Raw genomic sequence first — 23,696 nt, forward strand, 5'->3', positions numbered from 1 at the left:
TCCCTCGTTTATGCCTTCACCTTTGTTTCAATATTTTTCATCCTTTGCCTTCGCTACCCCTGTTGATAGCGAAATGAGCGCAATCAATACAAGATCAGCATCGGAAATCCACTCGTTCATCCACTCTCTCCCTATCACAGGCTCATTCGACCACATGCCTGGTTCGACTAGTCGCCGACTTCCTTCCGGTGGTCTTCTAGAAACATGAACACACAAGCTCTGACCAGACCAACCAATCACCACACACTCACCAGCAACAGGAACGATGGAACTGATGCCGACGCTATAATCGCAGACTCATCGATCGCACAGCCCATAAGCGCCCTCCCCGGTCTCAAAAGATCTGCTGATGATCCAGAAACCATCCAATCTTGGACAAATACATCAGATGCAGGCAACCGTGAATCTATCGGCATAGATCTGGCAGATATTGAACGACAGATCAGGGCCAAAGACATCAACAGCCGTGAGCTCGGACGATTGGGTGAGGACTACGCCTGCCAGTGGCTGCGGGAACGAAACTGGAAAATCCTGGCTCGGAATTGGCGAAGCCGGTTCGGCGAGCTGGACATCATCGCTCTGGATCCCGAGGCGACTCTGGTCTTTGTAGAGGTCAAAACCAGACGCACCGGTCGGTTCGGATCCCCAGAGCAGGCCGTCGGCCCGCGCAAGCAGACCCACCTTCGTCGCGCTGCAGTCCAATGGCTGATCAGCCATGACCGAGATCCCAGCGCACGGCATCGTGGCACACGTTTCGATGTCATCAGCCTGTCAGTCAAATCCGCCCCTGGCAAAAGCATGCATTCCGAGAGTGCCTATCCCCCGGCTTCCTGTCAGACTTCCGCCAAGGCCGTCAGAGGAACCAACCATTCGAGCAGAGACGGATGGAATCCGGGATCAGTCTTCCTCAGGCACACCAGGGAGGCCTTCTGATGCGTCTTGGATCTGCTGAATCCGTGGGATTGATAGGCCTCAAGGCCTTTCTCATCCACGTGCAGTCCTTCATCTCCCCAGGTCTGCCCTACTTCTCCATCATCGGTCTGCCGGATGCCTCCTTGTCGGAGTCACGAGAACGGGTCAAATCCGCCTGCTCGGCCTGCGGATTCCGGTGGCCGCAGACCAGGGTCACCGTCAACATGTCCCCTGCTTCAAAACCCAAGCATGGCTCCTCACATGATTTGGCAATTGCGACCAGTGTCCTCGAGGCCGGCGGAGCACTGCCGACGGAAGGCCTGGATCATACGGTCATCCTGGGCGAACTCAACCTAGACGGCACGATTCTGCCCATCAATGGTCTGCTGCCCATTCTGACGCAGGCCAGAGCCCAGGGAATCACACGGGCTTTCGTCCCTGCAGACAACCTTGACGAGGCCCGTCTGGTTCCCGATATCAAAGTCATGGGACTGCGCCACCTGGGCCAGCTCATCCAGGCATTGGGTGGAAGAAGCAGGATCGCCATCCCCGAAGCAGACACTCGCCAAGACTCTGACAAATCGACCCCCGTAGCGAGCGTGCACCACATGAGCTCAGATCATGAAGCCAACTCCCCCGCCAAGGCCGACCCGGCTCCGCCCAAGCCGGACATGGCTGACGTGATAGGCCAGGAAGAGACCAAGTGGGCCATGATGGTGGCCGCAGCCGGCGGTCATCACATGCTCATGGTCGGTCCACCGGGGGCCGGCAAGAGCATGCTGGCGGAACGGCTTCCCAGCATCATGCCCGCTCTGGATGCTGTCCAACAGCTGGAAGTGGCCTCCATCCGATCCCTCTGTGGCACGCTGAGCCAGTATGGGATCACCGATGTGCCACCATTCGAGGCCCCTCATCATACGATCTCCATGGCGGCCATGGTCGGGGGCGGCGCAGGACTGGCCACGCCTGGCGCTATCACCCGCGCCCATCGTGGTGTCCTCTTCATGGATGAGGCACCGGAATTCTCCCCAAGAGTGATCCAATCCCTGCGTGAGCCCCTGGAGATCGGGCAAATCTTCCTGTCCCGGGCCAAGGGCAGTACCACCTTCCCAGCTCGTTTCCAGCTGGTCATGGCCGCCAATCCCTGTCCCTGCGGATACGGATACGGAACCGGCGAGCGCTGCACCTGCACGCCCCGCGAGCGCCTCCGCTACTGGAACAGGCTGTCAGGCCCCATTATGGACCGCATCGACATACAGACCACAGTTCCTCCGGTGACCGACCCGGGATTCGATGACCACCGTCCACGCCAGCGCAGCGCCCAGATCCGTCAGCGTGTGACCCGCGCCCGCCAGGCAGCAAAAGAGCGTTTTCACAAGGAAGGCTGGACCTGCAACGCCCAAATTAGTGGCGAATGGCTGCGTCAGAACACATCAGCCAAGGCACGTTCGGTCGTGGATCAGGCCCTGCGCAAGCAACGGATCAGTCTGCGCGGGGCCGACAGGACCATGCGCCTGGCTTGGACTCTGGCAGACCTGGACGGACGGACCAGCCCCGGTGCCGACGATGTGACCACCGGCATCCTGCTCAGAACAAGGGCCGTCTGAGATGGCTGAATCCTTGATGAAGACCATGCCCGACGGCCAGCCGAGACCGATGACCATGGTTGAAAGCGACTGGCTTGCCAGAGCTGTGCTGACCCTGGCGGCAGATGGCCCCGATGCCTTCATGATCGCTTGTCTGTTGGGCTCGGACCAAGCGGCCGACCTGTGCCGAAACCTGATCGAGCTGGGGGTGCCGAACCAGTCAGAGAGAGGCGACACACAGGATGCTGCTTGTGCCAGACTAGACGAACGCTTTCTTAAGGGGACTGCTCGATGGGGACGGCAAACGAGCCCTGAAGACCTCACCCGGTTCCACAAGACCAGCGACACCTGGCGAAGACGCCTGACTCCCTTGCTGGCCATGGACACTGGCCAAGTACGGACCATGATGACTGGTGGAGGCCAATTCTGGGTGATGACCCCAGGTGACTCCTGCTGGCCAGGCCAGATGGATGACCTGGCACGCCGATCCGACTGGGCTCCTCCCCTCTGTCTATGGGGACGTGGCGATCCTGAAGCATTGATGTGCTGTGACCACCCCTTGGCCGTGGTCGGGTCCAGGGCCTGCGACGAGTATGGCCGGTCCATCGCCCACCAGATTGCCAGACAGGCCGCCAGCCAAGGCCACTTGGTCGTCTCCGGCGGAGCCATGGGCACGGACGCCGCAGCCCACTGGGGAGCTCTGGCCGCTGGCGGCGGGCGGACGGTGGCAGTTTTTGCCGGAGGCTTGCTGCATGTAGGCCCCAAACGCAACAGCCGTCTGTTCGAGAACATTGAGGCAGATGGCGGCACGCTGATAAGCGAACTGCCACCTTCTGTCATCCCCGAACCACGTCGTTTCCTTTTACGCAACCGGATTATCGCCGCACTGGCCTCCGACATCGTGGTGACACAAGCCCGTCACCGGTCCGGGGCGCTGAACACAGCCAACTGGGGCGTGGAATTGGGCCGTCGCGTACTGGCTGCGCCCGGCAGAATCGACCAGCCGGAAAACACCGGCTGCAACCGCCTCATCCATGAGGGCAAGGCGGAGTTGCTCCTGTCGGCATCCGACATCCAAGACATCTGCCATCCCGCCCATGCACCTATCCACCCTGGAAGGTCTGTTCAACAAGGAGCCAGCGGTTCAGTCAAAACCACCGAAAATCATGAGCACCAAGCAAGTAGACAGCCCACACAGCGCACAAGACCGTTTGACTCCGATCATCCGATCCAAACCATCCATAGCAATCAACCGCTGCCGATCACACTCAAACAATCCCGGACAGATATAGTTGGGCTTTCGGCCCGCTCTCAGCACAAAGAGCCGCCTTCAACCCCGCCATCGAATCCAGATAAGGACCGTGAATATGAAAAAGCCGACAACAACCGTCTAGCCGATGAAGAGGCAACCGTGCTTGCGGCTATTCGCACCTGCCAGCGTCGGGAAGGTTCGCCCATGACGGGACAACTACGCGCCGAGCTGGCCAATCAGGGGCATGAGCTCTCAGTCAGGCATCTGATGCAACTGCTGGGGTCCCTGGAGATTTGTGGTCTGATCAGGCTGCAGAACGGATGCGTCGTAGCTGAAGATCCGAAGAATCAGGCCTTCCAGCGACAGCGATCCAAATCAACCACCCAACCATCTGCACCAGCAGATTCATCACTACGGGGAGGAACAAAATGAACACCCTCATCCTCCAGCAGCTGACGCTGACGTTCAGGACCGCCAAAGGCGAATCCCGGGGCCAGAGAACCATCGCGGAAGACCACACGATGACAGGGAATCACCCCAGGTTCAGGATTGTCATGAAGTGCATACCCCACGAACCTGGCGTTACGCGGATGACCAGTCAGGGAGGCGACCTGACCATAGGTGGCCACCTTGCCGCGAGGGATCCGCCTGACGACCTGATAAACCTGCTGTGAGAAGGAAAGCTCGGTCATGAGACCTATTCTGCCCACGCAAGCAGACATGCACTGGTAGGGCTGCCGGTATCAATAGGTCGTGACAGTATCGATGGTATGAATCCGCAGAAGGTCAGAAACCGCTATGATGCCGTCATCGTCGGAGCCGGAGCGGCCGGGTTGTCAACGGCTCTGGGACTGTACAGAGCTTTAGAGGGCAAACAGAGCGAAAACAGCTCGTCGCCAAAGGTCCTGGTTGTCTCCAAGCTGCAGCCCCTGCGATCCCACACCGGATCGGCGGAGGGCGGCATTGCGGCCAGTCTAGGCAACCAGGAGAAGGACGACTGGCATTGGCACTACTACGACACCGTCAAGGGCAGCGACTGGCTGGCTGACCAGGATGCCGTGCGGATTCTGGCCGAGCAGGCCCCGAACATCGTCATCGAATTAGAGCATGACGGAGTGGCCTTCTCAAGAACTGAAGACGGGCACATCGCCCAGCGGAAGTTCGGCGGCCATACCGCTGATTATGGCGGGCATCCAGTCAGGAGAGCAGCCTATGCAGCCGACCGTATCGGCCACCAGATCCTCCACGCCCTTTGGCAGCAGTGCCTGCGTCAGGGAGTCGAGTTCGCCGAGGAATGGTATGTGACCGATCTGGTCGTTGACCCGCCCGCTGATGAGGAATCCGGGGGCCATGCCCGAGGACTGATCGTCCTGGACACCCATACCGGCAAGCTGCAGGCCATCCAAGCCGACAAGATCGTCCTGTGCACGGGAGGGGCCGGCCGACTCTTCCATACGACCTCCAACTCCTGGGACCTGACCGGTGACGGCATGGCGCTCGCACTACAGGCCGGTCTGCAGCTGGAGGATGTAGAGTTCATCCAATTCCATCCCACAGGACTGGGCCACACTGGCATCCTGCTTTCTGAGGCCTCCCGAGCAGAAGGCGGCGTGCTCAGGAACAGTCAGGGGCGGGCTTTCATGCAGGACTACGCACCGGGACACGGCGACCTGGCCGCCAGGGATGTCGTCAGCCGTTCCATCATGGCAGAGATTGATGCAGGCCGAGGAGTTGCTGATCCATCGGACCCGGACGGGCCTCATGATTGCGTCTGGCTGGACATGACCGGCATTGACGGCCAGCGCATGACTGCCCTGCTCCCCCAAGTCACTGAGACCATCCATCGCTACGCCCACCTGGATCCCACTGTGGACATGGTTCCGGTCAAACCCACCGCCCACTACACCATGGGAGGCATCCCCATTACCGATCGTGGTCGCGTCTACCGCTGGCAGAATGGCCACCGTCGAATCGTCGACGGACTGTTCGCCGCCGGGGAATGCTCCTGTGTCAGCGTTCACGGAGCCAACCGACTGGGCGGCAACTCCCTGCTGGACGCCTGCCTCTTTGGCACCAGAACCGGGCAGAACATCGCCGCTGCCATGACCAATGCCGACGAGCCAAACGACATGATCGACACTTCTTCGCTCAAACAAGCTCTGGAAAAGCGCCAGGCCTTCCTGGACGAGTTGCTGGCTGGCCCGAGTAAAGCTGCCCCCTCGGAACCAGCATTGGCTGACGACCAAGGCGAAGCCTCCGACCCTGGTGACAAGGCCAGCCTGAACAACCCTTATGCGCTGATGGGCCGACTGGGACGGCTGATGGAGGAGGCCGTTGCCGTCCGATGCGATCAGGGCAGCATTGAAAAGGGTTTGCGCGGTCTGGAACAACTGGATGCTGACGCAAAACAGCTGCGTGCGCACAGTGAGACAGCAGTACTCAACCAGGAAATCACCGCCATCATGGAGGTGGACAACCTGCTGACACTGGCCCGGGCTGTGTTGAATGCCAGTCTGCAACGTCAGGAATCCCGCGGCGCCCTGTATCGCAGCGATTATCCGCAGCGCGATGACGAACACTATCTGGCTCACACCATGATCGATGCTAAGGAAGACGTCTCCTGGCAGCCTGTTCATATCGTCGACATGCCTCCCAAGGGCCGCAACTACTGATGGACCCCGATTATGGACTCTGAATCCAATCTGGTCAGACAAGCACCTAATCGAGACCTATCCAGGTCAGTCAGGGATTAGGATGGAGTCCGCGCATATCAATGGGCATCGGGCCATATCCCGAGCAAGGACAGGAGCAACCGTGACATCACAGTCCACCGGCTCAGACGGATCCGAGGCATCCGCACCGGGCCGCGATCCCCGTCCGGTGACCTTCCGAATAGCCCGGTTCACCCCACGACCCAAATCAGAGCGTCCGGCACGAACCAACCCATTCGCCAAGAGCAACCCCTTTGCCACAGCTGGCAACCGACGGGCCCGAGGCCGCCGCTGGACGCAGGAGTACACGATCCGCATTGCCCCACAGCGCACTGTTCTGGATGCCCTTCTGCAGATCAAGCGGGAGGTGGACCCCACACTGAACTTCCGGTATTCCTGCGGACATGGCATGTGCGGATCGGATGCCGTGCTCATCAACGGCCGTCCGGATCTGCTCTGCACAGCCACCATCGCCGACTGCCTTGCCGCATCCAAAACCATGCCGAACGCATACACCACACCCGGGGTAGCTACTGGAAATCCGCAGGCTCAGAAGCCTCCAGCCTTCCGTCGCACCGGCACAGCGACCACCGCAACGGCCGTATCCATGTCGGCATCGCATTCGGATTCAATCTCAGACTCTACGGCCACAGACTTCTCGGCTAAAGATCCTGCAGAAACCGCAGCCGTCACAAAAGCTAAAGGCCTTACAGACACCTCGCATCCTACAGAAACATCAGGTCTTACAGAATCTTCAGTAGTAGAGATCCGCCCACTTCCTGGCTTCACCCCGCTCAGAGACCTGATCGTGGACACCGACGCCATGTTTGAGCAGATTCGACGCTTCAAACCTTATCTGGCCCATGATGATTCCTCTGCTGATAGCAGCCAAGCAGACCAGGCAAAGGCAGCCGGCGCAGAACCAGCGTCAGAGTACCGGCAAACTCCAGAAGAGCTGGCCCGGTACGAACTGCTCAGCACCTGCATCGCCTGCGGGCTCTGCCAGGGGGCATGTCCTATTTATGCGGGTGGTGAGGCATTTGCCGGCCCTGCGGCCATGATAGCAGCGGCTCGATTCATCAACGATTCCCGCGACAGTCATCGGAAGGAACGCCTTGAGGCCATCGACCAGGTGGACGGAATCCAGGCATGCCAGTCCATACGGGCCTGCACCCGACCCTGCCCCAGAGGCATCGACGTGGGTGAAGAGATGTGGAAGCTGGTCGAAGCCGTCAAGGAGTAGTCAGACTCATGCGCACACGGGTCAGCAAGAGCTGGCGACAGGCTTGTGCCCTCTAGTCGTTACCATGGTTAGCATGGACAAAACCTCGTACAACAACATCGCCAAAGGATGGGAATTCGCCGAGGCAAGCGCTCTGAACGTCGAATCCGACAAGTTGCAGACCTTGCGAGACAAGGCTTCGGAGGCCGGATTCGCCCAGTGTTCCCGGTCTCAAGGCGCCTTTCTGCAGTTCTTGGCCGGCCGGAACGCTCCGGCATCCATCATCTTGGTCGGCAACGGCTCCGTAGTCGAAGCCCTGCGCCTGATGACAGGCCTGCATGGCCATGGTCAATTCACGGCCGTCGACTCCACAGCCCAAGGCACTTCTCTGGTCAAAAAAATATTCGCGGGAATGGAGAAAGCCCACCCCGGCATGAGGCTGCGGGCGGTCAACGCGGCTGCCCGAACCTACTTTCCCAGGCTCAACCCCAGCGACTACGACCTTATCGTCGTCTCGGGCAATGGGGACAACTACCAACAGGTTATGGACCAGGCCCCGCGCCTGCTCAAGGACCGGGGACAGCTGATCTTTACCGATGCCTTCGATCTGCTGGACGAGCCTGACAAGGGCGGCGTGCTCAACCCGGCCAATAGATCCGAGAAAACGACCACCTTACGCACCATCATGGAAGACATAAGCAAAGACAATGCCTGGGAATCCTGCCTGCTGCCCATCGGCACGGGCATGATCATGGCCACCCGCGCCCGCTGACTGCCGCTCGCCTAATTTTCAGGCACGGTGACGCAGGATAGCCTGGACAGCCTCTTCGGGATCATCAGTGCGGATGACCAGATCGGGGTCCAGATCAGAGATCATGCCCCGCTGCCTCACCGTGTCTGAGATCCAATCGAAGAGCCCCTGCCAGTAGGCCCTGTCGAAGAGGACGATGGGCATGCTGGGTGCCTTATGGGTTTGGACCAGGGTCAGCACCTCGAACATCTCGTCCAGGGTGCCGAACCCACCGGGGCAGACGATGATGCCCGAGGAGTATTTCATGAACATCATCTTGCGCACGAAGAAGTAGCGGAAGGTGATGCCCAGATTCACCCAGCGGTTCAGTCCCTGCTCCATGGGCAATTCGATGCCCAGGCCGACGGACTTGCCACCGACCTCAGCGGCGCCCTTGTTGGCCGCCTCCATGATGCCAGGCCCTCCCCCGGTAATGACTGCCATACCGGCCTTGGCCAAGTCGCCGCCCATCTTGCGAGCAGCAGTATAGTTGGGATCCTCCCTGCCGGTCCGTGCCGAACCGAAGATGGCGGCTGCCGGCCCCAGCTCCGCCAATGCACCGAACCCGTCGACGAACTCAGCCTGGATGCGCAGCACCCGCCAGGGGTCCATATGCAGCCAGTCCGTATCACCGCCCGATGAGAGCAAACCAGCGTTGGCGTCCGCCTCGGGAATCATGGGCCCGCGCATGATGACCGGACCGCTGTGGTAGGTCCTGCCCAGGTCCGGGCCTTCATCGTCATTGTGATTGTCAACCATATCCGCCATGTACGCATTCCTTCATCGGGCCCCAATCCGAAGGACCCGCTCGATCCTGTTCCGGCTCTCATGATAGCGGCCCCCGCCGCCCGGCTGGCGGCAAGATCAGATTCATATCTGAAGAAATCGCCCCAAGCGATGAGTGTAGCGTGGACGACTCGAATCAGATCAACGGAGTATGGTGTTGCAGTCTCAGACATGGACAAATAACTAAGAGAAAAACCTAGTTCAGCCCTCCAACCGTCTTATGGCTGGCGGCATAGATAACTTACGACTCACTTTGACAGTTCAACTGTTATACATGCTTAATAAAGGAACATGACCAGGCCCAATAAGGACAGGACAAAAACTAGACCAACATCCCTGAACGAAAGCAGATTGGGCAATACTGATGCGCCTACTATGACAAGAATCTGTACGGTCGCCAAATGTGAGTCTTATTGTTTCACCGGCTGCTCATATGGCAAGCCAAACGGCGAACGCCAGGCATGCTACGCCCAATATGCACAGCGCAAACCAGCGCTTGTCATTCTTGCCCCGAACGACTCCCGGAATTAGAAGCACCAGCCCGAGAAAAGCCTCGAATACCATAATCCAGAAACCCATATTCTAGACCTTTCGTTGAAGTTTGATGATTCGATCATGTTGGTCAGCCAGTGAGGCATCATGGGTAACGGTGACAATTGTGGATCCCGAATCGCGGTTCAGGGCAAAGAGCAGGGCGATGATCCTCGACCGGTTCTCTGAATCAAGTGAGGCAGTGGGCTCATCGGCGAGAACAACCTCGGGGTTCATTATGACGGCCCGCGCGAAGACTGCTCTTGATTTTTCCCCTCCGGAGCATTCAAGCGGTTTTTTGCTCAGTATCGACCCGATGCCTAAAGAGTCCACCACCTGGTCGAATCTTCGAGAATCCCCCTTGCGCGGTTTCCGCGCGTAAAGCAGGGGCAGCTTGATGTTGTCCTCTATGCTCAAGGAGCTGATAAGTGCTGATTCCTGCAGGACGAATCCGATTTTCTCATTCCTCCATGCGGCCGATTCGAGGTCCGACAGCGTGCGCGCGGATCTGCCCAGCAGCCTGTAAGAGCCTTCATAGCGTGTATCGAGCAGACCGAGGATGTTCAGCAATGTGCTCTTGCCAACGCCGGACTCTCCAACGATTGCGACCTTCTCGCCCTTGGCGACCGTCAGCGAGAAATGTTCAAGAAGAGTGACTGAAGATGAGCCCTTCCTGTATGTTTTATGATCCAGGTTGAGATCGATGACCTTGTCCATTATTGCAGCACCCCCAATGAGATAGGAACACGCCTGAGCCTCCAGGTGATCAATTGAGCGAGCATAGCAACCAGAAGAAAATCGAACAGCGACGCGACAAGTAAGGCCAGCCAGTCCATCCTGATCATTCCCCACAAGCCATAGGTCATTAAGAATGCATCCTTCCTTCGCCAGTAGCTATGCCGCGAATAAGCTGCCATAGCCAAAACGGCAAGCAATGCAATTAAGGAAAGACCCGCATAATATGCGTAGAAAAGCCGACGAAGTCTGCCATAGCTCAGCCCCACCATGAGGTTGATCGTGAAATCACGCATCATTACCCGCACACTGATCAGTGCACTCCAGACAGACAGCAAAACGATGAGAATAAGCAGTACACCGGAAGCCACGGTCAGAAAACGCAAAGAAGAGAACAAATATTCGTTGTAATAGTCAATGTTGTCCTGATAACTGTAAAGGTTGAACTTGGCCCCAATCGTCTTGTCTATGTAATCGCCCAATTCGGACACGTCCGCACGATCGGTATCAGATAGAACGAGATCGTTGAGCGCGTTGATATTAAAACTGACATCAGCCTGTTTGATGAAAGCCGTGGTGACGGGCACAACTACTGAAAAATTGTAGTACTTCTTCGAATTAAGCGCGTAGAAGTTTGAACGCACCGAGTTCTCGGCGATGACACCGACGACCTTCACCCTTACTTCTCGCAGCAGGGCAGGGTCATACATCTTGAATTGCGTGCCAAGCGGATAGTCGTCGGCCAGTCCCTCGCCCACCAACACGGGAATGGCATCGTTCCGCACCAGGCTGTAATCAAACGTCAACCCGCTTCCTTGAGCAATGGGAAACCCATCCAGGTCGTTATATCGCTGATTCATATAACTCACTGGAACCTTAACCCCGCAACCATTGGCCAGATTGGTCATCATTCCGTCCGTATAGAGCGCGTAGTGATATCGGCTGTCCAGACGATCGTAGACTTTCTGAATCGATGCTTTTGAGATGTCCTTGTTACCAAAATCTGAATTCGGATCCAGGTTCGCTACGAATGTTCCCTCCTTGTCAAAATGCGCCATTTGCTGGTATCCCTCACGCGTGGACAAAACACTATGAGCTGTCAGGAATGCCATGTAGTTGGCCATCAAGAACAAGACCAGCGCACCTATGGCAAAGATTGGTTTCCTGAGAAATACACGAGTCAGAAAGAAGCGGAAAACCTTCATCTTGCCCCCAAGAACGCAGCGCTCAACAGTACGTATGCGGCCAGGGCCAAGAGCACAGAGAAGCTATCGACTATCTCGAAGCCCAACAGCAGATGGCCCACAGTCGAAAGCAAGAAAGAAATGCCGAGCAATATCAGGCATTCGACAAGATACCGGAGTTTTATCTGCCTCAACGTATCTCCCACCAGTACCCGGCATCTGACCTCAGTTCTGGCTTTTGTCACCAATTGATAAAGAAACACCAACACAAACGCAGAAAACCCCAGAACGAAAGCGCGCCGTTTTTCGATCATGAATTTGATGTAACTCATCAACACTTCCGAATCATCCGCCTGGTGTTTCAAATACACGAAAAACCCAGCCAATAGAAAGCAGCCCAAATACAGAAAGACCAACTCCAGGCGATTGTTGAGCCTCAGTATCGATCTATCCATAAAGCGTCTCACCGTGCCACCTTTCGCAGACGCCACCAGGCTAATTTCGACATGTCCGAGCTGCTTGAATATCCAGTGATACTTACCCTTGATGATGCTGATCAAATTTCATGACTTGTTTCGAGCGGCAGAAGAGGCTCAATCAAATCCAATTCTCTCTGTAAAGCCACCTCCTTGTGAAGCATGTGAGCTTACACTAAAACTTATAAATTAAAACTTTATACTACGCGTTGATAGAAGTCAGCAATATAAATGCAAACAGTTCAAGCTTACTCGGAACAGTCTTAGGAACAATCAATTTTGGAATGAAATCTCGAATTCAGCCACTCGTTCCTCAGTTTGTTCGGAAATATTCTGACTGCCTATGATGTAGTGCTGCCCTTCTCTGCCATTTGGCGATACCAAGAGTCGGTCCAAGCCCTCTCTACAAGGACCAGTCTGCGCTCTCTGCCTGCAAACGAACCATCCGCGCAAATTCACCATCTGCGGCCATGAGCTCCTGCGGGGAACCTTGCTCGACCACGCGCCCATGGCCCAGAACCACAATCTTGTCAGCCTGCTCGACAGTGCGCATCCGGTGGGCAATGACCATGACGGTCTTCCCCACCAGCAGTTGTGACAGGGCTTCCTGCACCTGCGTCTCGTTCTCCACATCCAGGGAGGAGGTAGCCTCGTCAAGCAAGACAATCGGTGCATTCTTGAGGATGGCTCTGGCAATGGAGATTCGTTGCCGCTCGCCCCCGGAAAGTCTGGAGCCGTTTTCACCAATCTTCGTCTGGTACCCCTGTGGCAGGCACGAGACGAACTGGTCGCAGTTGGCGGCCCTGGCTGCAGCCAACACTTCCTCATCAGTTGCACCGTTCCGACCCATCCGAATATTGCCCATGACCGTGTCATCAAAGAGCATCACGTCCTGGAAAACCACGGCATAGTCGCGCAGAAGAACCTCCGGATCCACTTGGCTCACATCCACTCCTCCTACGGTGATGGAGCCTGCAGCAGCATCCCAGAAGCGAGCCGCCAGCCGAGCACAGGTCGATTTCCCGGAACCCGAAGGGCCGACCAGGGCCGTAATCTCCCCCTCCTTGGCAGTGAAACCAACATCTTCAAGAACCGGCTCACCTGCCGCCTTACCAGCAAGGCCGGGATAGGAGAAGGCAACGTGGTCGAAGACGATATCGTGCCCATCGGGATGAAATTCCGTACTCCCCTCGACTACAGGTTCCTCGGTGATAGAGCGAATCCGCCGGGCCGAACTCTGGGACTGGAAGAGCTCAGAAACCAGCATCAGCGCCTGATCAAACGGGGAATAGATCCGTGAGACCATCAGGAGGAAAAGAAACATGACCATGAAGTCGATCCTGCCCTCAATGATCAACCCGGCAGCCACCAGGAAGGTCGTTGCCACACCCAACCTCAAAACCACCATGGCGGAGTTCAATATGAGGCCATTGGTCAACTCGGTTCGGACTGTAATGGCTTCGGTGTCATCGATGATCGAGAAGAGCCTGTCCAGATACCTGTCTTCCTGGTTGGTGGCGTGAATCTCCCTAACGCAGTCAAGTGCCTCCTGAATGCCATCACTGACCCGAACCTGGGCCTGCCTCGTGCGCCGTGACGAGGCTTCAACGAATCGTCGAGTGGCAAAGATGATAGCGAAGGCCACTGGCACACTCCAGAATGCAGCCAGGTCAAGAGCCCAATTGATGGGCAGAAGCGACAGGAATATCAGGACGGATGAAACGACTACGCCATAGAGCTGGCTCAGCGCATGGGCGTAGGCATGTTCCATGGTGGCCACGTCACCCAGAATTGTATCGGTCAGATCAGCCAGGTCACGCCGCCCGAAAAATGAGAGCGGCAGTTTGCGCAGTCTCTCGGCCAGGTCGATCCGCTGGGTTCCGGTCTGACTGAAAACCGCACCGTAGGAATAACTGTACTGGAACCAGGAGGAGCCGAAGAGAAGCAAGGCAAAAGCCAGGAGACCAGCCAGGTAGGGCAAGATCTCCGGCAGGGGTGCCCCTGCCGTCAGGTGCTCGACAAAAACGTTCATGACCAACAGAAGGAAGGCGGTTCCCGCCATGATGATCAGATTGGTCAGCGTGGTCCACAGCGTTCCCAGAACCACGATCTTCATGCCTTGGTCGGACAGTGCGTACTTCTTCTTGAATGAGGCGAGCACTTATGCCTCACCTCCTTCCCTCTGGATGGCGGAATCACCGGTAGACGAGTCCGCAACGAATGGCCCTGTACCGGGAACGACGTGCTTCTCACCCGCAATGGGGCCTGCGGGATTTTGACCCGCTCCGGCGGCAGCCTTCGGAGAATTGTCGACCTTCCAGGAGACCGCCCGTTCGTAATCAGACCAGATACGGGCATAGGTACCCTGTACGTCAAGAAGCTGGCGATGAGTGCCCTGCTCTACCAGGTGGCCCCCATCCAATACCAGGATTCGATCGACATGAGCCACAGTCGATAGACGGTGGGCGATCATGAGAACGGTTCGCCGTCGGCCCCCTTCGCCGCGTGTCAATTTGGTCAGCGCCTTCTGTATCAAGAATTCATTCTCGGGATCGGCAAAAGCAGTCGCCTCATCCAGGACCACAATGGGAGACTCCTTGAGGATCGCCCTGGCCAGGGCCACACGCTGGACCTCTCCCCCGGAAAGATAGGTTCCTCCCGAACCGAGCATGGTATCCAGCCCCTCGGGAAGCTTGTCAACGATGTCCATGCATTGGGCCGCTCTCAATGCCTCCATAACCTGCTCAGGAGCGGCGTCCGGTCTGGCTGCGCGAACGTTCTCCAGGAGGGTGGTCGAAAAGAGCCTGTTGGTCTGGAAGACAAAGGCGACCTGCCCCATCAGATCATGTGGATCGATGGATCTGACATCAATGCCGCCCACAGCGACCCTGCCCGAATCCACATCCCAAAAACGTGGCAACAGACTGGCACAGGTCGATTTGCCGCCTCCCGAGGGACCGACCAGAGCGACCATTCCACCCTCCGGCACCTTGAAGTCAATCCGATCCAGTGCCGGGAGATCAGCACCTGGATAGGTATATGACGCCTGTTCCAGGGAAGCATCTGCTGACTTCGGGCGTTCCGGTTCGTCAGCTACCGTCAGAGGATCACTGCTGAGCACGCCGGCAATCCTGTCCAAGGCATCGTCGGCCTTGCTGAAGGACTCACTGGAGAACTGCAGACAGGTCATGGCCGTGGGGACCATGCCCGAGAAGACGGCGTAGAAGGCGAAATCGGCCACAAAAGAGGTGAAGTCACTCTGCCCCGAAGCCAGCAGGATGGCCACAGGAATCAGGAAGATCACGGTCCCGTTCAGGGCCGTCATCTGAATGGTCTGGGGCAGGTGGCAGATTTGCATGGCATAGTTCCTGGCTATTCGGCTGTAATGCTCGATGGCCTCATGGAACGCCTTGAAGGAGTACACCGTCTGTTGGAAGACCTTGACGACCGGAATACCACGGACATATTCGGTCCCGGTCTTCGACATCCGCACCAACGCATCCTGGTATTCCGTCATAAAGGACTGTCCCTGATCGTTCATCATGGCACGGATACAGACCAGGGCTATCAGAATGGGAAAAAGGCAGGACAGGCCCATACGCCAGTCGAAGACCAGCATCAGTATCGGCATGCCTAGAATCATGGCGAAGGAGCCAGCCGCGTCGGGGAGGATATGGGCGAGAAGATTCTCGGTATCACCCGCCGAGCCATCAATGGTGCGACGCAGCTCGCCGGAGGCATGGAGGTCGAAATACCCCAAGGGAAGGCTCAGCAGGTGGCCTATGGCCGCTTTGCGCATGTTGGATGCGCTCCGGAAAGCCGCCAGATGCGTCATCAGCAGCCCTGCACAGTACAGAACGACGGAAGCCGCCGCAAACCCGAATCCCAGCCATCCATAAATGGCGATTTCCGTAGCCTGAGACCACCCCGGAGCAACGGCGAGGAGGTCTTTTACCGCCAGCCATATGCAGATGTAGGGTCCAAGGCCAGCAATCGTGGAGAGGGCGGACAGACCACAGCCGAGATAGGAGCACACCTTACGAGGGCCGGCGAAATCAAGCAATTGCATTAAGGAACTACGCCCATGCGACCTCTCCCGGTCAGACGCACCTCCCCCGCCCTGTGCCCTGCCTTCTACAGGATTCGGCTTGCTTCCCGAATCCGACTGGTCTGTGGTCATCTCTTTCCTCCTGATTTTCATCCAAAACCCTTGTCGTCCGCTGCCATCGAACGTAATCTGAGAAGTCAATGCCCGGAAGACCGTCACAGAGCGACGGATGAATCCATAAAAGGTGCGAACGAAAACGAAAGTCCGCCGAGATCGCCATAAAGACGGCAGGATGAAACCAGGTGAGCCATGACAGACCACACGATATACTCCGAATCCCGCGAGATTCAGACCCTCTATCGCCCCCAGGCGGAGCAACTCGGCATGGAACTCCATCACCGATCGGGAGGATTGGAAGGGCAGGTCAATGGCGACATCTGTCAGGGAAGATTCCAAGCCAATCCAGCGGGTCCTCATTGCCTGGTCATATGGCACGACATCACCTTCCTGCGCGAAATGAACTTTAACGAGTACGCCATGACCGACTATGCCTGCCTGACCCTGGATGAAAGCCCGGCAGCCAACCCCGCTCCTTATGGGTTGCAGCCATGTACAAAGCAGGAGGGCAATATGGTCTCCCTAATCCAGCAGGCGGGATCGGTCACCAACCGCATACCGGCAGGCTCTCGCTCGCGGACCCGGAGCATCTGCATCCTGCCCGGCTATTTCATGGAGCTGGAAAACCAATGGCCTAGCCAGGTCAAGGGACTCTTTGACGCCTTCCGCCAACCCTGGCCATCCGATATTGCCCTGGCCGCTTTAACCGCCATGTCAAAGTTGTCCCCCGGAAGGCCGGGCCAGACGGACTTCCTCATCAAAGCACACATCGACCTCCTCATGGCAATGTTGGCCCAGGCTTCCTCTGCCCCTGAACAAAGCCACGAATCATCACACGACCACGACCTGGTCCAGCAGGTCAAAACCCACATCCAATCCCATCTGGGCGGCGACCTCTCCATCGATCAGATAGCCCAATCCCTGTATGTAGGACGCACACGTTTATGCCTTGCCTTCAGACATCAGACCGGCACAAGTCTGGCCAGGTACATTAGAGAGCAAAGAATGGACCAGGCCCGCCTCCTTCTCTCGTCAACCACGGAAGACATTGCCCGGATTGGCAGGCGGGTCGGATATACGCGTCCCAGTTCATTCAGCGCGGCTTTCACCAGGGAAACCGGGATCGCTCCAATCACTTGGCGCGAGCACTGCAACCGTGTTCGTTAGTCTCGCCGCAATCGAAGCTTCCGCAGTTGCGAAAGTCAAGTAGACGGTCACAGACCCGAGGACTATGACTTTATGAACGTTCCCCTAGCTGAGACCATTGTCCGATTTTGGCGTCCAGGCAGAGGAGCTGTATGGAGCGATGGTGATGTTCCCGTCCTGGCAGTGGGGAACCAGATCACGTTCCTCCTCACATATAGATCAAGTCCATATGGCTCCGCATCGAAACTGAGGAGCCCATCCGCGGCTTGCCGCCACGAATCGTTATTTCCAGAATTTCAGGCGTACATGGCGCTTGCTCCCAGGTAACGTACTTTTCCCGCTTTCACCAGATTGTGCAGAGCATCCACATTCACTTCGATGATATGAGGTATTCCCAGCGTTGACTGATTTAGAACTACGTAGTCTACTGTCAAACAATCCAGGCTATGGTCGATTTGCTGCATGATAGGCTAACGGGAATGCACGCGCTAGTTGGAGTGATTCGACGGGGAGAAAGAAGACTTTGGTGGCAACGGCGCTCCCGTCCTACTTCCCTACTTCTTCAGGCCCTGGACCAGGTATCGTTCAGAATTCCTATGCGGATAGACATTGGCAATGTCAAAGAAACTGGATGGGTCTTCGAGTAACAAGATATGCTTCTTAACCTTTATTCTCGATAACCGAACGCAGCCCCTGCCAGGCTTTCGCCCTTTTCAAGATGAGTGCACGACCGGAGAAACTTGACCAAAATCTAGTCCGTTCCACTTCATCGACAGTGGCTCCCTGGGTTGAAGGATCATCGCAGCAGCAGACTTCACCTTCTGTGCTAGACACTCGAGTGCCGCGAAATACGACCAAGTGGCCGTAAGTTGCAAAATACAGAGACTATATGAGCAACGTGGACTGCGGGTAGACTTTCCAGAAAACCGATTGGGGCTTCAGGGGAAACCTCACCATCCAAGCAATAGGAACGTCCCAATTCAAGAAGCCCCCTCAATATCCACCCTTTGGCGACATCGTAGGATCCGCTCTCAATCTCCTTAGCAAACAAGGTGTCGAGAGTCGGTACAGGAAGTCCTTTGGCATCCAAAATCGACTGGACACATGCCGGACCGCAACAGTTGTCCTCCCACTCCACCTGCGGCAAGGTCGTTCCATCGGGCAAGACGAGGTCCTGGAGCAAAGCACGTTGCGGATATCGATGAGACTCTATAAAGGTACCGGGCATGGTCACTTTGTACTCCTTCGTTGAGTTTCATCTTTCCCATACAGTATTTACAGAGAATGTGGCGCGCCAGCCTCAGACAACAACGAGCACACTTTTCAGAAGTCCCTCTTCACTAAACCGGAACCAACATGCAAATAAACCTGTACAATACTGAAGACATGACACGGATGTCCAGACCGGTCGACAGTGGTCGCCAGCTCGAATCGCAGGGTGTGGCGGACTATCTCGCCAAACGAGTTGAAGCAGGTGAACCGCTGAACGGTGATCGACTCGCCTTGAAACAACAACTTGCCCAAAAGTCGGGCATAGCACGAGGCACCATTTGGTGCACCGTAGTGCCCAGGCGTTGCTCAGATTCCTTAGGTCTCATCCGAGCCCAAGACAGCTCACAACGATTTTCGATGCCTCACCCATGCTCAGTCAGGCTGAGGATACGGCTCTGCAGGCCCTGGTGGGCTACTCCCCCATCTGGTCTTCCAGCCATGGTGAAGTACCGATCATCGCGTAGAAAGTTGGTATGGAATAACCGGCTGATACAGGCGAAACAAAAGATGGCGGCACAGTTGCCTTCCCGCAACTATGCCAAACCCTTGACTCGACTCTGATCGTGTAGATCGGTCCTTACGGTTCCTGGCTCTGTCAGGGCAGCCAGGTCCGAGACATCCTTGGATTCCCCTCCTCATCCCTCTGGATACCAAAAGGCAGGCGACTGCCATAGGTGCTCTGCACTAAACCATCCAAGTGGTTCCCCGACCCGAAACAAACCCCTACGCCAAACCGGTCGCAGCCTTGTCTGTAACAAAAGCCGATCCGGCCACCCGCCCACACCACAGGAAATCCAAGACTTTATCAACACCAGCATGGCGTTCGTCAGACAATCCGTCAACGAACACCACAAGATATAAGGAATCAACATGAATGAGCACAATGCATCCAAAGAAGGAACCGGCAAAGGCTCAGCCCTGAGCGTTGAGGCCCAAGGCATCGACACCATTGCCGAGTCTGAGCGTAAGGGCAAGCCATCAAGTCTCTTCTGGCCATGGTTCTCCGCCAACATCTCAGTACTGGCCATGTCCTATGGCGCCTGGGCACTGGGATTCGGCATCTCCTTCTGGCAGGCCACATTAACCACCGTTGCCGGTGTCGTCATCTCATTCCTGCTTGTTGGCATCATCTCCATCGCAGGCAAGCGCGGCAACGCCCCGACCATGGTCCTCACCCGAGCCATTTTCGGCGTGGAAGGTGCAAAAGTGCCGGCCGCCATGTCTTGGATAGCCACACTAGGGTGGGAGATATCCCTAACGACCACGGCCGTACTGGCAGCGTCTTCGACCATCGAAAAACTCGGCTGGGGATCCGGCGCAAGTCCGAAAATAATCTCTACCTTGGTAATCATCGGGCTGGTTGTGGTTGCCGGCATTTACGGCTACGACCTGATCATGCGCCTCCAACAGATCATCACCATCGTCACCGCGATTGTAATTGCAGGCTTCTTCATCATCGGTTGGGGCAATATCGACTTCTCCGCCATCTCATCCGCCCACTCCGGTTCCTTGCCAGCCATGCTGGGCTGCTGCTTCTTCGTGATGACAGGCTTTGGCCTGGGATGGGTCAACATCGCAGCGGACTACTCGCGATACCTGCCCCACAGCGCCTCCAACACCGGAATCGTTGTCTGGACCACCTTCAGCGCCTCCATCGCCAATATCTTCCTTATCGTCTACGGCCTGCTCCTGGCCGTCTCCAACAAAGGCCTGGCCGAAAACGTGGGCAACGACCCCATCGGAGCCATGGCTAGCATATTGCCGACCTGGTATCTGGTTCCATTCACCATCGTTGCGGTGCTGGGGTTGATAGCTGGGGCCATCATGGACAACTACTCCAATGGTCTGGCCCTGCTCTCCTTCGGCATCAAGCTCCCGCGGACACTCGCAGCGGCCATCACCGCCGTGCTGACCGTAATCGGAGTAGTCTATGTAACCTTCTTCTCCTCCACATTCATCGGCCCCTTCCAAGGCTTCCTGATTACGCTCGGCGTACCCATGGCCGCCTGGGCGGGCATGTTCGTAGCCGACATCCTGCTTCGCCGGAAGGACTATGACACCACCGACCTCTATCAATCCGAGGGACGATATGGTTCCTGGAACATCACCGCTTTCGCCATCCTTGCCATCGCCACCTTCCTTGGCTGGGGACTAGTGGTGAACTCTTCCGCCAACTGGCTCAGCTGGCAGGGATACCTACTGGGCCCCATCGGAGGTAAGGACGGGACCTGGGCAGCAGCAAACCTGGGTGTCATCGTAGCCCTGGCTGTCGGATTCCTCGGAACGCTCCTCTTCCAGAAGGGCGATATCCGTCGTCAGGAGAGCACCGACTGAAATCACAAGGGGCGCAGAAGGATGCGCTCCATACTCCACTACAGGAAAGGAAATTGTCATGATCAACGATGATGAATGGCTGGTGGTGATTGACCGCCAGGAGGTATTCGCCCACAACGAGTGGTCCCGTTGGGCATGCTCCGACGGCACCTACTATCAGACCAACAAGAACTACATCCGTCTCGCCAAGGCATACGGCGACCGCGTTGCTTACACCAGATACATTGCGCCGCAGCCGCCAAAAGGCGTATGGGTGGAATATATGAACGAATGGCCGGAATTCCAGGTCCCCTCCGACGATCCCATGTATGACCTCACACCAGAGACCGCCGAGCTCGCCAAGGGGCATCCAATTGTCTCGCTCAGCACTTTCGGCAAGTGGGGGCCGGAATTGCAGGCGGCAATAAAGGGATCCCAGAAGATAGCCCTGTGCGGTGTCGCCACCGATGCCTGTGTGTTGCAGACCGCCTTGGCGGCTGCAGACCAAGGTATCGCCGTTCGATTGGCAGCAGATGCCTGCGCTGGATCCACACCGGAAAACCACAAGCTGGCAATCGATACGATGGCCCTGTTCACACCACTCATCGCCATCACCGACACCGGTTCACTGCTAGTGAGCCGCAAAGCAGACTAGTCATCATTATTTCAATATATATTTAACTGGAAGATGGTTCTTCTCTTACAAACCGAAGAACCACCTACAGCATAAATCAATGATACATTGAGTACTTTGAGCGTCTGCTGATCACCTGATTACACGTTACCTATAGTATTTAACTGCCACACGTATCGTTAAGTGAATTGCCGATCAACCAAATGGCAGAAGGTAAAATACAACAGACCCCCAGCGAAGTGCGCCCGTTAGTGCATAAATAACATACACAGACATCAAAAGAATATATGAAAAATATAAGAGCTATACGAGGTGTACACACGGTAATACAACGCGTCAAAAGCAATGGCTTACTCACTGCTCCACTGGCATACGTAAGAAGCTAACGAACCCCAAATCCATGCGCCAAAATTGCACTCAAGAAGCTGGCTATCAATGAAGCCCCAGTCAAAGCAGTAGTCAACGACGCACGCAAAGCAGCCCCTGAGCTGCATTTGTTTTAGAAAACTGTCGCTTTGTAGGTCGATGCACTATAGCATGCCCTGAAAACTCCGTGGAAATTGGATCGATAGCTTTATCAAAGCATCCCGCCCCTATCTCAGATATAACTATTCTCTTTAACGATAAAGTCCTCATGGATATCTTTCAAGGTGAAACTAATCGTTATGCACCCTCACAAAAGTCATCAACAGTATACCTACTATTGAGACTACGAAAAGTTCAACCGCTGATATTCCGATACCTAATCTTGAACCTATCTTATTGGCAACAAATCCGCCAAGTAAATAGCCTATAGAATTCACACCGATTAGCACTGCCTTGTATATACTCGTGACCCTACCAAGATATTCTTGCCCAACTTCATTCTGTCGATTCGTGATTATACTGATATTGAGAATCGACTCATTAATCGCAATGCATGCAATAGAAGAAACTAAAATTACTAAATTCGTGCTTAATGCAAATACTGTCCGAAATAGAGATCCAGCAATAATCGACAGTACCAAAAGTTTACCAAACTCGATTTTTTTATTTAACCAATTTACTACGACTGTTCCAATTAGGGCACTGACTGCTGCGATGGACAAAATCAAACCAATTTGGTCAGAAGAAAGACCTATTTGTTGACGTAAGACAATCAGACTATCGTTCTGAAAGTTAGCCGATGCTATATTAACCAAGGCGGCAAGCACAAGAGGGTACAGAACAGCGCGAATTTTAGCAGTGTATCGCACCCCATCCTTTATATCTGTGAATACTACATTTATACTGTACTTGACAGAGGATAACCTTGCAGAAGGGTCGCTCTGGGATACCAGAATTATATTATTCACCAGCAATAGGCTAATTAAATAGAAAACCGCGCAAATTGCAGTCAGCAAACTGTGAGGAAAATATTTATACAGCACTCCCCCTAGTATGGGTAAAGCGAAATTGACACCATACTGTATTCCGTAAACCGTACTGTTTAATTTCGAAAAATCCTCTTTTTTGACTAAGAATGAAACAAAAGTAATTTCCGACACTGTACTTAAAATATTCATAACACTTACTGCAAGCGAAACTATGTAAATGACAAAAATCATAAATGCTAACGGTATTTTCAACGCCAATGCGAGAGCAAGAACCGAATAACTCAGCAACCTGATCAAATCACTAAAGACAATGATCTTCTTTACATCTAATCTATCTATTATCGCACCTATCGGAAGACCCAAGATAAGGAACGGTATTGTTTCGATTGCAGAGATAAAAGACAGATGTATTCCGCTATCTGTTATATCCAGTACCATGAGAGGTAACGCAAACATCATTAAAGAACTCCCAAAGTTATCTGTAACTACTGAGGAAAGATATAATCTGTTGTTCCTATTCTTTAATAAATTGTCCATGAAAATATCCGAGGCCTTTATCTCCAATTAGTATTACTTTATATGAGTGAACGTCTCGCTCTAGAGCGACAGCATCCATACAAATTACG

General features: G+C 55.3%; 18 protein-coding genes. 9 read left to right on the top strand and 9 right to left on the bottom strand.

Annotation, left to right across the window (positions count from 1 at the left end; genetic code table 11):
- Window positions 1-204 precede the first annotated feature (204 nt).
- Genes ACNAOV_RS05105 through ACNAOV_RS05115 form a run of 3 tightly spaced genes read left to right on the top strand, consistent with a single transcriptional unit; the run spans window position 205 to window position 4,182 of the window.
- Entirely contained in the window at window positions 205-933 is a 729-nt protein-coding gene (locus ACNAOV_RS05105; RefSeq protein ID WP_416516861.1) for a YraN family protein, read from the top strand.
- On the top strand, window positions 933-2,519 hold the full coding sequence (locus tag ACNAOV_RS05110; RefSeq protein WP_416516862.1) for a YifB family Mg chelatase-like AAA ATPase: 1,587 nt from the start codon (window positions 933-935) through the stop codon (window positions 2,517-2,519). Before ACNAOV_RS05105 ends, ACNAOV_RS05110 begins: the two co-directional genes overlap by 1 nt.
- Window position 2,520: 1 nt before the next feature.
- Window positions 2,521-4,182 carry a DNA-processing protein DprA gene (locus ACNAOV_RS05115; RefSeq protein WP_416516863.1) on the top strand — a complete coding sequence of 554 codons (1,662 nt, stop codon included), beginning with the start codon at window positions 2,521-2,523 and terminating at the stop codon, window positions 4,180-4,182.
- On the opposite strand, the gene ACNAOV_RS05120 is transcribed toward ACNAOV_RS05115, so the two are convergent.
- Complete coding sequence (locus tag ACNAOV_RS05120; RefSeq protein WP_082067705.1) at window positions 4,098-4,442, bottom strand: MGMT family protein; 345 nt, start codon at window positions 4,440-4,442, stop codon at window positions 4,098-4,100. The two genes, ACNAOV_RS05115 and ACNAOV_RS05120, sit on opposite strands and share 85 nt — an antisense overlap.
- Window positions 4,443-4,520: 78 nt before the next feature.
- Between ACNAOV_RS05120 and ACNAOV_RS05125 the strand changes: the two genes are divergently transcribed.
- The 3 genes from ACNAOV_RS05125 to ACNAOV_RS05135 all read left to right on the top strand — a co-directional run bounded on the left by ACNAOV_RS05125 (window position 4,521) and on the right by ACNAOV_RS05135 (window position 8,455).
- Complete coding sequence (locus ACNAOV_RS05125; protein ID WP_416516864.1) at window positions 4,521-6,422, top strand: FAD-dependent oxidoreductase; 1,902 nt, start codon at window positions 4,521-4,523, stop codon at window positions 6,420-6,422.
- Window positions 6,423-6,564: 142 nt separating this feature from the next.
- The gene (locus ACNAOV_RS05130; protein ID WP_416516865.1) at window positions 6,565-7,704 is read left to right on the top strand and encodes a succinate dehydrogenase/fumarate reductase iron-sulfur subunit; all 1,140 of its coding nucleotides are present in this window, start codon (window positions 6,565-6,567) and stop codon (window positions 7,702-7,704) included.
- A gap of 73 nt (window positions 7,705-7,777) precedes the next feature.
- A complete protein-coding gene (locus ACNAOV_RS05135) occupies window positions 7,778-8,455 on the top strand; it encodes an O-methyltransferase (protein ID WP_416516866.1) in 678 nt (225 codons plus the stop codon).
- An 18-nt stretch (window positions 8,456-8,473) separates the two neighbouring features.
- Here ACNAOV_RS05135 and ACNAOV_RS05140 read toward each other — a convergent pair whose 3' ends face one another.
- From ACNAOV_RS05140 to ACNAOV_RS05165, 6 genes are all read right to left on the bottom strand, one after another.
- Entirely contained in the window at window positions 8,474-9,241 is a 768-nt protein-coding gene (locus ACNAOV_RS05140; RefSeq protein WP_198205471.1) for a TIGR00730 family Rossman fold protein, read from the bottom strand.
- 600 nt (window positions 9,242-9,841) lie between these two features.
- Window positions 9,842-10,507, bottom strand: coding sequence for an ABC transporter ATP-binding protein (locus ACNAOV_RS05145; RefSeq protein WP_416516867.1), 666 nt, complete (start codon window positions 10,505-10,507; stop codon window positions 9,842-9,844).
- Window positions 10,507-11,730, bottom strand: a complete 1,224-nt coding sequence (locus ACNAOV_RS05150) for an ABC transporter permease (RefSeq protein ID WP_416516868.1) — start codon at window positions 11,728-11,730, stop codon at window positions 10,507-10,509. Before ACNAOV_RS05150 ends, ACNAOV_RS05145 begins: the two co-directional genes overlap by 1 nt.
- The gene (locus tag ACNAOV_RS05155) at window positions 11,727-12,269 is read right to left on the bottom strand and encodes a hypothetical protein (protein WP_416516869.1); all 543 of its coding nucleotides are present in this window, start codon (window positions 12,267-12,269) and stop codon (window positions 11,727-11,729) included. The genes ACNAOV_RS05150 and ACNAOV_RS05155 overlap by 4 nt, the downstream gene beginning before the upstream one ends.
- A gap of 319 nt (window positions 12,270-12,588) precedes the next feature.
- A complete protein-coding gene (locus tag ACNAOV_RS05160) occupies window positions 12,589-14,346 on the bottom strand; it encodes an ABC transporter ATP-binding protein (protein ID WP_416516870.1) in 1,758 nt (585 codons plus the stop codon).
- Window positions 14,347-16,254: an ABC transporter ATP-binding protein gene (locus tag ACNAOV_RS05165; RefSeq protein WP_416516871.1), complete on the bottom strand. Its 1,908-nt coding sequence runs from the start codon at window positions 16,252-16,254 to the stop codon at window positions 14,347-14,349.
- A gap of 288 nt (window positions 16,255-16,542) precedes the next feature.
- Here ACNAOV_RS05165 and ACNAOV_RS05170 point away from each other — a divergent pair, with 288 nt between their 5' ends.
- Window positions 16,543-17,517, top strand: a complete 975-nt coding sequence (locus ACNAOV_RS05170) for a helix-turn-helix domain-containing protein (protein ID WP_416516872.1) — start codon at window positions 16,543-16,545, stop codon at window positions 17,515-17,517.
- Window positions 17,518-17,792: 275 nt separating this feature from the next.
- Here ACNAOV_RS05170 and ACNAOV_RS05175 read toward each other — a convergent pair whose 3' ends face one another.
- Window positions 17,793-17,960, bottom strand: a complete 168-nt coding sequence (locus ACNAOV_RS05175; protein WP_416516873.1) for a hypothetical protein — start codon at window positions 17,958-17,960, stop codon at window positions 17,793-17,795.
- Window positions 17,961-19,638: 1,678 nt separating this feature from the next.
- On the opposite strand from ACNAOV_RS05175, the gene ACNAOV_RS05180 reads away from it, so the two are divergent.
- The gene (locus tag ACNAOV_RS05180; RefSeq protein ID WP_416516874.1) at window positions 19,639-21,102 is read left to right on the top strand and encodes a purine-cytosine permease family protein; all 1,464 of its coding nucleotides are present in this window, start codon (window positions 19,639-19,641) and stop codon (window positions 21,100-21,102) included.
- A gap of 58 nt (window positions 21,103-21,160) precedes the next feature.
- Window positions 21,161-21,736, top strand: coding sequence for a cysteine hydrolase (locus tag ACNAOV_RS05185; protein WP_416516875.1), 576 nt, complete (start codon window positions 21,161-21,163; stop codon window positions 21,734-21,736).
- 635 nt (window positions 21,737-22,371) lie between these two features.
- Here ACNAOV_RS05185 and ACNAOV_RS05190 read toward each other — a convergent pair.
- On the bottom strand, window positions 22,372-23,607 hold the full coding sequence (locus ACNAOV_RS05190; protein ID WP_416518158.1) for an MFS transporter: 1,236 nt from the start codon (window positions 23,605-23,607) through the stop codon (window positions 22,372-22,374).
- Window positions 23,608-23,696 lie beyond the last annotated feature (89 nt).

The sequence above is a fragment of the Bifidobacterium asteroides genome (assembly GCF_048001765.1).
Classification (GTDB): Bacteria; Actinomycetota; Actinomycetes; order Actinomycetales; family Bifidobacteriaceae; genus Bombiscardovia; species Bombiscardovia asteroides_K.